11 protein-coding genes and 1 tRNA gene are annotated in these 12,551 nt (G+C 65.0%); 5 read left to right on the top strand and 7 right to left on the bottom strand.

Annotated elements, in window-relative coordinates; translation table 11 throughout:
- Window positions 1-91 precede the first annotated feature (91 nt).
- From I6F31_RS30670 to I6F31_RS30660, 3 genes are all read right to left on the bottom strand, one after another.
- Window positions 92-889 (bottom strand): acyl-CoA thioesterase domain-containing protein, encoded by a 798-nt coding sequence (locus tag I6F31_RS30670; protein WP_225186590.1) that lies wholly within the window; start codon window positions 887-889, stop codon window positions 92-94.
- A 181-nt stretch (window positions 890-1,070) separates the two neighbouring features.
- Entirely contained in the window at window positions 1,071-2,246 is a 1,176-nt protein-coding gene (gene queG, locus I6F31_RS30665) for a tRNA epoxyqueuosine(34) reductase QueG (protein WP_225186589.1), read from the bottom strand.
- On the bottom strand, window positions 2,195-2,887 hold the full coding sequence (locus I6F31_RS30660; protein ID WP_036024387.1) for a glutathione S-transferase family protein: 693 nt from the start codon (window positions 2,885-2,887) through the stop codon (window positions 2,195-2,197). The genes queG and I6F31_RS30660 overlap by 52 nt, the downstream gene beginning before the upstream one ends.
- Window positions 2,888-3,056: 169 nt before the next feature.
- Between I6F31_RS30660 and I6F31_RS30655 the strand changes: the two genes are divergently transcribed.
- The 3 genes from I6F31_RS30655 to I6F31_RS30645 all read left to right on the top strand — a co-directional run bounded on the left by I6F31_RS30655 (window position 3,057) and on the right by I6F31_RS30645 (window position 6,107).
- The gene (locus I6F31_RS30655) at window positions 3,057-3,863 is read left to right on the top strand and encodes an undecaprenyl-diphosphate phosphatase (RefSeq protein WP_036003355.1); all 807 of its coding nucleotides are present in this window, start codon (window positions 3,057-3,059) and stop codon (window positions 3,861-3,863) included.
- 174 nt (window positions 3,864-4,037) lie between these two features.
- Window positions 4,038-5,363, top strand: a complete 1,326-nt coding sequence (locus I6F31_RS30650) for an FAD-binding oxidoreductase (RefSeq protein WP_225114671.1) — start codon at window positions 4,038-4,040, stop codon at window positions 5,361-5,363.
- Window positions 5,364-5,366: 3 nt separating this feature from the next.
- Window positions 5,367-6,107: an SDR family oxidoreductase gene (locus I6F31_RS30645; protein WP_225186588.1), complete on the top strand. Its 741-nt coding sequence runs from the start codon at window positions 5,367-5,369 to the stop codon at window positions 6,105-6,107.
- A gap of 187 nt (window positions 6,108-6,294) precedes the next feature.
- On the opposite strand, the gene I6F31_RS30640 is transcribed toward I6F31_RS30645, so the two are convergent.
- The gene (locus tag I6F31_RS30640; RefSeq protein WP_225144138.1) at window positions 6,295-7,260 is read right to left on the bottom strand and encodes a complex I NDUFA9 subunit family protein; all 966 of its coding nucleotides are present in this window, start codon (window positions 7,258-7,260) and stop codon (window positions 6,295-6,297) included.
- Between the two features lie 151 nt (window positions 7,261-7,411).
- On the opposite strand from I6F31_RS30640, the gene I6F31_RS30635 reads away from it, so the two are divergent.
- Window positions 7,412-7,498: transfer RNA gene (locus I6F31_RS30635), tRNA-Leu, on the top strand.
- 156 nt (window positions 7,499-7,654) lie between these two features.
- Here the strand turns inward: I6F31_RS30635 and I6F31_RS30630 are convergent.
- The 3 genes from I6F31_RS30630 to I6F31_RS30620 form a co-directional block, all read right to left on the bottom strand.
- Window positions 7,655-8,152 carry a lysozyme inhibitor LprI family protein gene (locus tag I6F31_RS30630; protein WP_225186587.1) on the bottom strand — a complete coding sequence of 166 codons (498 nt, stop codon included), beginning with the start codon at window positions 8,150-8,152 and terminating at the stop codon, window positions 7,655-7,657.
- Window positions 8,153-8,453: 301 nt separating this feature from the next.
- On the bottom strand, window positions 8,454-9,407 hold the full coding sequence (locus tag I6F31_RS30625; protein WP_225186586.1) for a tripartite tricarboxylate transporter substrate binding protein: 954 nt from the start codon (window positions 9,405-9,407) through the stop codon (window positions 8,454-8,456).
- Window positions 9,408-9,593: 186 nt separating this feature from the next.
- Entirely contained in the window at window positions 9,594-10,859 is a 1,266-nt protein-coding gene (locus I6F31_RS30620; protein ID WP_225186585.1) for an MFS transporter, read from the bottom strand.
- A 298-nt stretch (window positions 10,860-11,157) separates the two neighbouring features.
- On the opposite strand from I6F31_RS30620, the gene I6F31_RS30615 reads away from it, so the two are divergent.
- Entirely contained in the window at window positions 11,158-12,435 is a 1,278-nt protein-coding gene (locus I6F31_RS30615; RefSeq protein ID WP_225186584.1) for a UbiA family prenyltransferase, read from the top strand.
- Window positions 12,436-12,551: the final 116 nt, after the last annotated feature.

The following is a 12,551-nucleotide window of genomic DNA, read 5'->3' as shown; positions in this document are numbered from 1 at the left end:
CCATTTCAACTCTTGGCCTGCGGCCCGATGGATTCCGGGTCTGCGCCTGACGGCGCATCCCGGAATGACGACCGGAGAGAGGCGCGCGCTCCTACCGCTTCGACGGATTCACCATCGGCTTGCGCTGCGCCAGCGCGGCCACCGTCGCGGTGCCGATCGGACCCTGTTCGTCATAGAGCCAGCATTCGCCGATCGCGACGCCGTCGCTGGCTTGGTGGTTCACCACCTCGAAGCCGATCCACTCTGTCACGGGCAGGCGGTGCAGATAGATCGTGACATCGCTGTTGATGTAGCCGAGCCCCTGGTCGCCGGCATTGGCAAACGGGCTCGCAAAATCGGCGCCGGTGGCAACGCGGACGAACGGCGTCATCGGGGTGCCCGCGACGAGCTCGCGCACCTCGCTCATCCACAATCTGCGCGGGCCGAGCGAGCCCATATGGCCGACGATCGGGCGTGTCGCCCATTTGCCGTTCATGCCGAGCCTGGGATCGGTCGGCTTGGGGATCTCGGCCGGCTTCGGTGCGTCCCAGTTCGGCGGCGACCAGACATTGCCATCGGGATTTTGCGTCTTGCGCAGCAGCTGGCACGAGGCGCGCGCCATGCTGACCCCGCCGGAAAAGAACTCCGCTTCCACCACGCGGATGCGCATGCCGTCGCGCACCAGCCGCGTCGTCACTTCGATCGGCTTGTCGATAGTCGGCAGCCGGAACATGTCGACCGTGAGCCGCGCCGGCACGAATTCGGGCCCGGAATGGCGCTCCTCGATGACGAAGCCGAGCAGGCCGACGATGACGCGTCCGTGCAGCGATTTCGGATCCCATGGACCGTTGGCGACTTCCGTCGGATGGAATGTATCGCCGTCGCGGGTGAAGAAAGGCATGCTTGTCATGACGCGCGAGATTGCGGGAATGGGCGGGGAAATCAAGGGTGGTGAGAGCATGTGCCAGCCACAACACGAGTGTCATCGCCCGGCTTGACCGGGCGATCCAGTACTCCGCGGCAGTTGTGATTGAATCGATAGGCCGCGGCGTACTGGATTCCCCGCCTTCGCGGGGAATGACTACGGTGAGCTAGGAAGCGGCGCGCCACTCCTTGCGCACACTCTCGTCGTGCTCGTTACTGATCGCAGCACCCTTCATCGCCTCAAACTCTTCGCGCGCCAGCAACTGGCCCAGCGCCCACACCGCCGCGCCGCGCACCAGCGGACTTGCGTCATCCAACAATCGCCGCGCCGCCTCAGCCAGCGCCACCTCGCCTGAGTTGCCGATCGCAATCAGCACATTGCGCACGAACCGGTCGCGGCCGATGCGCTTCACCGGCGATTTCGTGAACAGCGCACGGAATGCCGCGTCGTCCAGCCGTGCCAGCTCAGCGAGCGAGGGCGCGCGCAACTCGTCGCGCGCGGCGAGTTTTGCCTCACGCCCCTCTTGCGCAAATTTGTTCCAGGGGCAGGCGGCAAGGCAATCATCGCAGCCATAGATGCGGTTGCCGATGCTCTTGCGAAACTCGTTCAGGATCGGGCCCTTGTTCTCGATGGTCAGATACGAGATGCAGCGCCGCGCATCTAGCTTGTAGGGCGCTGGAAACGCCGCGGTCGGGCAGATGTCGAGGCAGGCTCGGCACGAGCCGCAATGATCGATCTCGGGTTCGTCGCGCGGCAGCTCCAGCGTGGTGTAGATCGCGCCGAGAAACAGCCACGAGCCGAACTCGCGCGAGACGAGATTGGTGTGCTTGCCCTGCCAGCCCAGATGCGCGGCCTGCGCCAGCGGCTTCTCCATCACTGCCGCGGTGTCGACGAACACCTTCACCTCGCTCGGCGCGGTCGCGACCAGCCAGCGCGCCAGCGCCTTCAGCCGCTTCTTGATGAGGTCGTGATAGTCGTCGCCTTGCGCATAGACCGAGATCGCCGCGCGCGCGCGCTGCTTCAGGATCGCGAGCGGATCGGAGTCGGGACCGTAATTGACGCCGAGCATGATCACGCTGCGCACATCGGCCCACAGCCCGCGCGGGTCGACGCGGCGCTCCGGCTGGTTCGCAAGCCAATCCATGTCGCCATGGCCGCCCGAGGCGATGAATTCGAGGAAGTGTTGTCCGGCTGCATCGATCGAGCCCGGCGCGGTGACGCCGATGCAGTCGAAGCCGAGCGCGTGCGCTTCGCGCGCCAGCGCCGCCTTCAGTTCAGTCGGGTCGCAGCTCAGAAATCCAGGTCCACATAGGTCCGCGACGCCGGCACGCCGGCCAGCCATTCGCTGAGGAGCGGACGGAACGACGGGCGGGATTTCACCCGCGCGTACCACGCCTTTGCTGCGTCGTCCTCGCTCCATGGCACGTCGCCCAGATAGTCGATCGCCGAAAGGTGCGCCGCGGCGGCGAGATCCGCGTAGGTGAGCCGGTCGCCGGCGAGGAAGTTGCGGGTCTGCGCCAGCCAGCCGATATAGGCCAGATGATAGCGCACATTGGCCTTCGCTGCGCGCATCACGTCGGCCGAAGGCGGCCCGCCGCCGTTCTCCTCGCTCATGAAGCGCTTGTAGATGCGCTCGGTGACGAGTGGATGCGAGACTTCCTCGAAGAACTTTTCGTTGAACCAGGCCATCAGCCGGCGCACCTCGACACGCTCGGCAAGCGTCTCCGGCATCAGGCGCTTGGGGCCCATCCCGGCCCCATAGGCCTCATCGACATATTCGGCGATGATGGCCGCGCCCGGAATCGGCGGCTGCTCGTCGTCCACCAGCACGGGCGTGGTGCCGGCCGCATTGAGCAGCAGAAACGCCTCGCGCCGCTCCCAGCTGCGCTCCTCGATCAGCTTCAGGTCGAGCCCGTATTCACCCGCGATCAGGCGAATGAAGCGCGAATGCGGACAGAACGGATGATGAAACAGCGTAAACATGAAGCCTTTGACTATGTGATGGTGCTTAAGAATCCATCAATGTTTGTGCGGCGCCACACTAGTCCTTCAAAACCTCGAAGCAAGGGCGTGATTTGGCATTTTGCGATTGCGGCATGGGGTCGAATAGGCGAGAAGAGCCCCGCTTTTCCAGCCGAAATGGACCGTAAATATGTCAGACGCTATACGGGCAGTGATCCTCGGCATCATCGAGGGCGTGACCGAGTTCCTTCCCGTATCCTCGACCGGCCACCTCCTGATCGCCGAGCGCTTCTTTCATCTCGGCGAAGGCGCGTTCTGGGATTCGTTTACGGTTCTGATCCAGCTGGGCGCGATTCTCGCGATCGTGGGGCTGTACTTCCGCAAGCTGTGGGACGTCGTGATCGGCCTGTTCACGGGCGATGCCTATGCTCGCCGCTTCGTGATCGGCGTGCTGGTCGCATTCCTGCCCGCTGTCATCGTCGGCCTCGTCGCCGGTAAGTACATCAAGCTCCTGCTGTTCAATCCGTGGGTCATCTGCTTCACACTGATCGTCGGCGGCGCCGTCCTGCTCTGGGTCGACAAGCTCGAGCTCAAGCCGCGCGAGTATGATGCCACCAGATTTCCGCTCTTGATGTATCTCTATATCGGCATCGCGCAGTGCGTGGCCATGATCCCGGGCGTGTCGCGCTCCGGCGCCAGCATCGTCGCCGCGATGTTGCTCGGAGCCGACAAGCGCGCGGCGGCGGAATTCTCGTTCTTTCTGGCGATCCCCACCATGATCGGCGCGTTCGCCTACGACTTCTACAAGAGCCGCGCCGAGATGACGATGGACCACATCAACATCGTCGCGATCGGCTTCGTGGTGTCGTTCATCACCGCGATCATCGTGGTGAAGACGTTTTTGACCTATGTCACCCGGCACGGTTTCCTGCTGTTCGCCTGGTGGCGCGTGATCGTCGGCACCCTCGGCCTGATCGCGCTGGCGCTGGGACGGTAGGCCCTTGGTCCGTAGCCCGGATGGAGCGCAGCGCATCCCGGTCCGTCATCACTTGGGGCACGATCCCGGTATACGCTGCGCTCCATCCGGGCTACGCCTTCAACGCAATATAAGCTTTTGATCGGTACTCAGTTTCGCAATGCCGGGCGGCGCGCCCGGCGCAGGAGCTGAGCCATGACCCTCGTCAGCGGCTGGGGGCGCTTCCCGGTCGTCGATACCGAGATGCTGCGTCCGCGCGCGTTCGCGTCGGTTGCCGACGCCATCGTGTCCGGCACCGTGGCGCGCGGCAATGGCCGTGCCTATGGCGATGCCGCGATCGGGACCGTCAGGACCGTGACGATGACGGGCTTCGACCGCATCAGGTGGTTCGATCCGGCGACCGGCCGAATCCGCCTCGAGGCCGGCGTGCTGCTCTCGGACCTGATCGAGACCTTCGGCCCGCGCGGCTTCCTGCCCTTCGTGCTGCCCGGCACGCGTTTCGTGTCGATTGGCGGCGCCATCGCCGCCGACGTGCACGGCAAGAATCACCATTGTGAAGGCGGCTTCGGCCGCTATGTCGACAGCATCCTGCTGCGCACGGGCGAGGGCGAATTGATCGAAGCCTCGCGCGAGCAGAACTCCGACGCATTCTTTGCGACAATCGGCGGCATGGGCCTGACCGGGGTCATCCTCGAAGCGACCTTGCGGCTGCGCAAGGTCGAAACGGGATGGATCCGCGAGCGCGTGATCTCGGCATCCGATCTCGATGCCGCGATGCGCGCGCTCGATGCAGGCGATGCCGCAACTTATTCGGTGGCCTGGATCGATTGCGCCGCCCGCGGCAAGGATCTCGGCCGCTCGCTGATCTATCTCGGCGAGCACGCCGGCAAGGACGAGCTTCCTGCCGGGGCCGCGGCGTTTCCCGCCGGCAAGCATCCCGGTCTTGGCGTGCCCATCGATTTGCCCTCGATGACGCTGAACCGCTTCAGCATCCGCGTTTTCAACGAGCTGTATTATCGCATGGGCGCGCGCCGCGCCGGCGGCAGCCATGTGGTCTCGCTCTATCCCTATTTCTTTCCGCTCGACAGCATTGCCGACTGGAATCGCATCTACGGCAAGCGCGGCTTTCTGCAGCATCAATGCGTGATCCCGGAGAACGGCGCGCGGGACGTGGTCGGCGAGATTCTGGGTCGCGTCGCGCGGCGCGGCGATGCCTCCTTCCTCGCGGTGCTGAAGAAGCTCGGCGAGGGCGAGGGCATCCTGTCGTTTCCGCTGCCCGGCTACACGCTGGCGCTGGATTTCCCTGTGCGCGGCGACATCCTGAATTTTCTCGACGAGATCGACCGTCTCGTTGTCGCGGCCGGTGGCCGGCTCTATCTTGCCAAGGATGCGCGCCAGTCGCGCGAGACGCTCGAAGCCGGCTATCCCGCCCTGCCGCGCTTCAACGCGATCCGCAAAGCGCTCGACCCCGCCGGCAACATCCGCTCCAAGCTTTCACAACGTCTGTTCGATGAGGTCTAGGCCGTGACGTCGCGCAAGTCTGTACTGGTGCTGGGCGGCTCATCCGACATCGGCCGCGCCACGGCGCGCGCCTTTGCCAAAGCGGGATACGATGTGGGGCTCGCCGGCCGCGACGTCGGCGCGCTGGAGCCTGACGCCGCCGATCTTCGCGCGCGCTACAATGTCGAGGTCGGTGTTCACACATTCGACGTGCTCGACACCGCCTCGTTCGAGGGCTTCGTCGGCGGCCTGCCCGCGCTGCCCGATGTCGTCATCTCGATCGTCGGCCTGCTTGGTGTGCAAGAGAGCGCGCAGAGCGATCTCGCCCAGGCCACCGCGATCATGCGCTCCAACTACGAAGGTCCGGCCCTGATCCTCGGCCTGTTCGCGGAGAAGTTCTTGGGCCGCGGCAGCGGCACGCTGGTCGGCGTGTCCTCGGTCGCCGGCGATCGCGGCCGCGCCTCCAACTATGTCTATGGCTCGGCCAAGGCCGGCTTCTCCGCCTTCCTGTCCGGCCTGCGCGCCCGCGCCGGCCGTGGCGGCGTCCACGTCGTCACGGTCAAGCCCGGCTTCGTCCGCACCAGGATGACCGAAGGCATGAAGCTGATCGGCCCGCTCACCGTCGAAGCCCCCGTCGTCGGCGCTGAGATCCTTCGCGCCGTCGAGAGCAAGACCGACATCGTCTATGTCAGCGGCAGATGGCGTCTCGTGATGCTGATCATCAAGACGCTGCCGGAAGCGGTGTTCAAGAAGCTGAAGTTTTGAAAGTCGTGTAACAGGCCAGTCTTCGCTCCAGCGACAGTGCACCCCCTCGCCCCGTTCTTACGGGGAGAGGGTTGGGGTGAGGGGTCTCTCTCCGCACGAGCGGTCTTCGAGAGACCTGTACCCCTCACCCGGATTGCTGCGCAATCCGACCTCTCCCCGCAAAGCGGGGCGAGGTAAAGAAGATCCCTCACACGCTCATGCGCTGGAACTGGCCCTGCGGGCGGAAGCGCCAGAGATATTGCGGGGCGATCGCTTCCAGCGAGTCGGCCTGGATGCCGAGGCCTTCCAGCGTCAGCCCGGCCGCCTTCGCCGCGTCCGACACGATATTGTCGCGCTCGAGCAGCGTGACCTGGTCCGGCGTCAGCTTGAACGCGCCCGGCGCGAATTGCAGGAAGTTGGCCTGGAAGCGGGCGAGGCCGAATGTCAGCGGCACCAGCATGCGCTTGCGGTCGGTGATTTCGAGGATCGCCTCGATGATCTCGCGCATGGTCAGCACTTCCGGCCCGCCGAGCTCGTAAGTGGCGCCCGCCTTGGCCTTGCCGTCGGCCGCATCCGCGATCGCGCTGGCGACGTCGCCGACATAGACCGGCTGCATCTTGGTCTCGCCGCCGATCAGGGGCAGCACCGGCGACATCCGTGCCAGCGCGGCAAAGCGGTTGGTGAACTGGTCCTCGGGGCCGAACATCACGGACGGGCGGAAGATCGTGGCGGAGGGAACCGCGGCCAGGACCGCGGCTTCGCCGGCCGCCTTGGCCCTGGCATAGCGTGAGGGCGACTGCGCATCGGCCCCGATCGCCGAGACATGCACCAGCGCGCTACCTGCGGCGGCCGCCGCCTTGGCGACGGTCTCGGCGCCCCTGGCCTGGACGGCGTCAAACGTCTGCCCGCCGCTCTCGGTGAGCACGCCGACCAGATTGATCACGACATGCGAATCACGAAGCGCCGCCTCGACCGAGGCCGGATAGCGCAGATTCGCCTGCACGGTGTGAATCTGCCCGACCCGGCCGAGCGGCTGCAGGTATCCGGCGAGTTCCGGCCGCCGCACCGCAACCCGAACCCGGTAATCCCGCTTGCACAGGGCGCGGACGACGCTGCGGCCCAAAAACCCAGATCCGCCGAAAACCGTGACCAGCGTGTCCAGATTCGATGCCATGGGAGCCATTCCTGCGGAAAAGAGTGCGTCTTGTCAGGCTTGTATCGGGCCGGTTTGCGATGCGCAATCGGCATCCCGACCCCGGCCTCACGCATGAATTGACAACGGCGTCACCGAACCGTAGTAACCGCCTCCGTGCCCCAAACGGCATGCCCAGGTGGTGGAATTGGTAGACGCGCTGGCTTCAGGTGCCAGTGGCTTAACGGCCGTGAAGGTTCGAGTCCTTTCCTGGGCACCATCCCCTGCTCAAGCGATTGAAATCGCTCATCCGCAGGACATCGAGCTGCTGACCGGTCCGCGACACCGAAGCACGGCGCTCATGGCGCCGAATGGCCGTCGTCGCCACGTCGGAAGGTGCCGGCAAGGCCGGTGACCCGAGCCCCCCTAGGAAGCCTCAGTGCTCGTTGACCGCAGCGCCCAGCTTGATGAGGCTCAGCGAGCGGTTCGCGGTCTCGCGCAGGCGGCAGTAGCTCGCGCCGCCCCGGTACATGCCGGGGTCGACGTTGTCGAAGACCGCGCAGAGGCGATCACGCGAGGCGGCGAAAACTTTCTGCGAGTCATTGACGGCCTTGATCGCGTCGGCGAACCCGCCGGCCTGAACCTTCTTCAGCGCCTCACTGGTTTTCTGCGTCCAGACGGCGAGTTCGCGCGCCGCGCAGGCCTTCCATCTGGCGACATCGTCATTCGCGCCCTCTGCCGCCTTGATGCAGGGGTCGGCGACGAGCCCGACGCAGGCACTGCCGAAACCGCCGGTTTTCTCCACCTTCTTCAGGCAGGCATCGATCACGGCAAGGTCGGCTGGCGCGGTGCTCTGGGCGGTGTCTTGGGCGAAAGCCATCGATGCCAGCGGGAGGCTTGCGGCGAGGATCGCGGCGGCAAGCTTGAATTTCACGGGAGATCTCCGTTCGGCGCATCGATGCAACCTTGGTCACCGGAGGCCCGGCGTGGGTTCACCCGAATGTGGAGCAGGAGCCGTTCCTCACACCACCTTCTTCCCGGTCCGCTCCGCCACCGCCTTCTGCACGTCATATCTGGAAACCATCTGGGCGGCTCCGCAACGACGACCGTGCATTTGACACGCCGGCAGACGCCCGGAGTGTCGCCATGGTCCACACGCTCGATGTCGGCTAGGCGCCGAATACGGAGAGCCACGAGGAGCAGGAAGCGCACTGGGCTGCTGGGCCGCGACGCGGCTAATCCGACGGCTTGACGCCGAGATCGCCCAGGATGCGGAGCATCACGTCGCTGTCGCGCTTGAAGATCCGATTCGTCGTTTCGAAATCGGCCGGCGATGACAGGATGAAGTTGTTCAGCATCTGCTGAACTTTCGGATCGGTTCCGGCTTGGATCAGCAGCGGCGAGAGGCGATCGACGATATCCCGCGGCGCGCCGGACGGCACCGCAAACGTGGTGAAGGGACGCAGATTGTAGAAGTCGCCGACGGCGCCTTGCTCGGTCATGGTCGGCGTGTCCGGATGGGGCGGCAGACGGGTGCCGACCACGCCGATCAGGTTGCCGGTGTCGGCCTGGATGACGGGCGCGGCTGCGGCATAGCTCCCGGCGGCGCCATCAAGCGTCTGTCCGGCGACGTCATTCCACATCGGCGCCTCGCCGCGATACTGGATGACCTGAACCTTTATGCCGTATTGCTTGGCGATCGTCTCGCTCAGGACGTGCGGCGTCGAGCCCACGCCGTAGGATCCCCAGTTCACGCTGCCGACTTTCTTGCAGTATTCGATGAACTCGCGCAGATTGGTCGCACCGGTCTTCTTCGCCGCCACGACCGGACCGCCAGCGCCGATGACCATCGTCAGATAGGTAAAATCATTTTCGGGATCGTAGGGCAGGTCTCTTACCGTGACGCGGTTCTGGATCAGCGACGACGAGATCGTGCACAGGATGGTGGTGCCGTCCGGATCGGCGCGTTTCGCTTCTGCCACGCCGATGACGCCGCCGGCGCCGCGCTTGTTCTCGACGATGACCGGCTTGCCCACCTGCCGCGCCAGGAAGTCGCCGAACGCGCGCGCGATGCCGTCGGTCTGGCCGCCCGGTGGATAGGGCACGATGATCCTGATCGATTTGGACGGCCACGCGGATTGCGCCTCGGTCCTTACAGCCGGCGCGCACAACGCGACGGCCGAACCCATCACGAATGTTCGTCGTGTCAGCTTTCTCATTTCCCGCCCTTGGTCTTGTTTCTTGTCGAGTCGCGAGGACCGATCGGATAAAACTAGCGAAGAACGTGGCTGCGTGACGTGTGGCACTGTGTCCACCACAAAGCAGGTGACTTCCACCGCGCGGAAAACGAATTCGGACGGCGGCTCCTCTCCCCCTCACACCACCCGCTTTCCCGTCCGCTCCGCCACCGCCTTCTGCATGAAATACATCATCACCAGCGTGACGATCGTCGTGGTCACGACGACGTAGCCGATCCGGTCGAAATGGAGTAGCGCGCCGTCCGCGCCTTGGGCGATGATCGCGCTGGCGAGCACCGAGCCGAGCCCGCCGGACAGTTGCTGGAGCGAGGCGCTGACCGCGCTGAACGAGCCGCGCTGGCCGGGCTCCGGGATCGCCGACATCAGCGCCTGCGAGGGGATCATGCGCGAGAAGATGCCGACGAACATCAGCACGTTGACGATGATTGCGGTCGCGAGCGAGACGTGGCCGAGATGGGTGTAGATCAGCACCATGAGGACGGTCATGGCGCAGCCGAACACGAAGGTCGGATATTTGCCGAACGCGTCGCTGGCGCGGCCGACCAGCGGTCCCGTGACGATGCTGAACAGGCCGGAAACGAGATAGATCGTCGGCAGATGCGTGATGTCGATGCCGAGATTGTGCACGGTGTAGGCGCTGGAAAACGGCATCAGCATGTAGCCGCCGGTCGCCAGCAGCGTCGTGACGGCGAAGGCGAGCGTGTAGCGCGGCTCACTGACCGTCGCGACCAGATGGCGGAACGGGTTTCTGTCCTGCTTCAGCTTCAGATGCGCGTCGACCGGCTCCATGGCAAAGGCGATGATGGCGATCGTCACGATCGACAGCACGACGATGGCGATGAAGCAGACATGCCAGCTCCAGTAATTGGCGAGAAACAGGCCGGCGGGAATGCCGAGCACCTGGCTGGCGGCGAACGCCGTCTGGATGATTCCCATCACGCGGCCGCGCATCTGCAACGAGAACAGGTCGGTGATGATGGCGAGCACGACCGCGCCGATCACGCCGCCGAACAATCCGGTCACGATCCGGCCGATCAGCAGCACATGGTAGTTCGGCGCCACCGCGCACAGCAGCGTGCCGAGCGTGAAGCCGACATAGAAGAACAGCAGGAGGCGCTTGCGATCGAAACGATCGGCAAAGCCGGCGGCGAGGATGCCCGATAGTCCCGCACTGAACGCGTAGGCCGATACGGCAACGCCGAACTGCCCCGCCGTGATGCCGAGCGCGGGCATCAGGATGGCGCCGAGCGGCGACATGATGATGAAGTCGAGGATGATCGTGAACTGCGTCAGCGCCAGCAGCGCGATGAGGAGCACCTGGTAGCGCGAAAATCCGCGCGGGCGCTGGTCGTCGATCGGCGCAGCGAGCGTTGGTTCGGTCATGGCACCTGATTCAGGGTGGGCCCCCCCGGCGAGGGAAACTGGCAGATAGGGTGGGTCGGGACGATGTCCACGGCACGCGAAGCAAAAGTTCTGCCGGGACAGGAAGCTCGCGCCGGATTGTGGGATCCGAGCAACAGCGCCTCGCCCCCATCTCTCCAGGTGAATTAATCCGCCTTTAGTGAATGTTCCCATAGGGTTGGCCGTCCAATTTCCTGCTCCCCCGGCCGAATGCCGGTCATGTCACGGCAAGTCAGAGCGTTTTCGGATGGAGCAGCGTGCCTCCCAGTATGATCCTCGCGTGTCCGAGCCGTCGCCGGCCCGGACCCTTGTCATCGACCTCGAAGGCGCGCTGCTGCGTTCCGAGCTGCTGATGGAGGCGCTGTTCTCCAGCCCCGGCCGCATGCTGGCGCGCTTCGGTGCGGGCGGACGGGCGGGGATGGCGGCGCTCACGGCGATCCTGGCGCGAGCCGAGATCGACTACGCCCATCTGCCCTATGATTCCGATGTGATGAACCGGGCGCTGGCGGCACGGGCGCGCGGTGAGAAGATCTATCTCGTCGCGGATCGGCTCGCCGCTCATGCCGCGGCGATCTCAGCGCATCTCGGCTTCGATGGCGTCGTCACGCACGCCGATCTCGCGGCGGGGCGCGTGCCGTTCGATTGTGCCTCCATCACGCGCATCGAAAATCGCGAGGTCCGTAGAGCCGGCCTCGCCACCTGGGTGAAGGCGCTGCGGGTCCATCAATACGCCAAGAACACGCTGGTGTTCGTGCCTGCGCTCACGGCGCATCAGCTGAACCTTTCGACGCTCGGCTACGCGCTGCTCGCATTCCTGGCGTTCTCGGCCTGCGCCTCGGGCGCCTATCTGATGAACGATCTGCTCGATCTCGCCGCCGACCGGCAGCATCCGAGCAAGCGCCACCGCGCGCTCGCAGCCGGCGATTTGCCGATCTCGTCGGCGCTGTCGGCCATTCCCGCATTGTGGTTGTTCGCGCTTGCCGCCAGCCTCTGCATCTCGCCGCAGTTTCTCGGCGTGCTCGGCCTCTATCTCGCCACCACGATCGCCTATTCGCTCGTGCTCAAGCGCAAGATGCTGGTCGACATCGTCACGCTCGCCGGCCTCTACACGCTTCGCATCGTCGCCGGCGCAGTCGGCGTCGGCGTGGTGCTGTCGGAATGGCTGTTGATCTTCTCGCTGTTCGTGTTCACCTCGCTCGCCCTGATCAAGCGCTTCAGCGAGCTCAGCATGCGCGAGAGCGTGGGCCTCGCCGATCCCTCCAACCGCGACTATCGCGTCACCGACCTTAACGTCATCGCCGCGATGGCGGCGGCAAGCGCCATGAACGCGGTGACCGTGTTCTCGCTCTACGTCTCGTCCTCGGCGGTGACGCCGCTCTACAGCCGCCCCTGGATGCTGTGGCTGCTCACGCCGCTGCTGCTGTACTGGTTGGGCCGTGCTCTGATGATGGCGCATCGCCGCGAGATGCCGGACGATCCGATCCTGTACGCGTTCCGGGACGGCCCCAGCCGCACCGCAGTCGCGGCGATGGTCTGCATCATGCTCGCCGCGATCTGACCGACCCGTAAGGTCACGGCCGCTTGCGTGACCTGTCGCGACTGGCTACATCGCGATCCATTCGACTAAAGCGCGATGCGATTAAGATGAATCGACATCGCGCTTTAGGTTATTGA

This window comes from Bradyrhizobium sp. NBAIM01 (genome assembly GCF_020194115.1).
Classification (GTDB): domain Bacteria; phylum Pseudomonadota; class Alphaproteobacteria; order Rhizobiales; family Xanthobacteraceae; genus Bradyrhizobium; species Bradyrhizobium yuanmingense.
The sequence above is the reverse complement of the archived record's forward strand: the minus strand, read 5'-3'. Positions and strand labels throughout refer to the sequence as shown.

What these genes read in the sequence shown, in the direction of transcription:
- I6F31_RS30660 (WP_036024387.1), bottom strand. Translation starts at nt 2,887, where the DNA reads ATGTTTACGCTGTTTCATCATCCGTTCTGTCCGCATTCGCGCTTCATT.
- I6F31_RS30620 (WP_225186585.1), bottom strand. Translation starts at nt 10,859, where the DNA reads ATGACCGAACCAACGCTCGCTGCGCCGATCGACGACCAGCGCCCGCGC.
- I6F31_RS30670 (WP_225186590.1), bottom strand. Translation starts at nt 889, where the DNA reads ATGACAAGCATGCCTTTCTTCACCCGCGACGGCGATACATTCCATCCG.
- I6F31_RS30625 (WP_225186586.1), bottom strand. Translation starts at nt 9,407, where the DNA reads ATGGGTTCGGCCGTCGCGTTGTGCGCGCCGGCTGTAAGGACCGAGGCG.
- I6F31_RS30650 (WP_225114671.1), top strand. Translation starts at nt 4,038, where the DNA reads ATGACCCTCGTCAGCGGCTGGGGGCGCTTCCCGGTCGTCGATACCGAG.
- queG (WP_225186589.1), bottom strand. Translation starts at nt 2,246, where the DNA reads ATGGCTGGCCGGCGTGCCGGCGTCGCGGACCTATGTGGACCTGGATTT.
- I6F31_RS30640 (WP_225144138.1), bottom strand. Translation starts at nt 7,260, where the DNA reads ATGGCATCGAATCTGGACACGCTGGTCACGGTTTTCGGCGGATCTGGG.
- I6F31_RS30655 (WP_036003355.1), top strand. Translation starts at nt 3,057, where the DNA reads ATGTCAGACGCTATACGGGCAGTGATCCTCGGCATCATCGAGGGCGTG.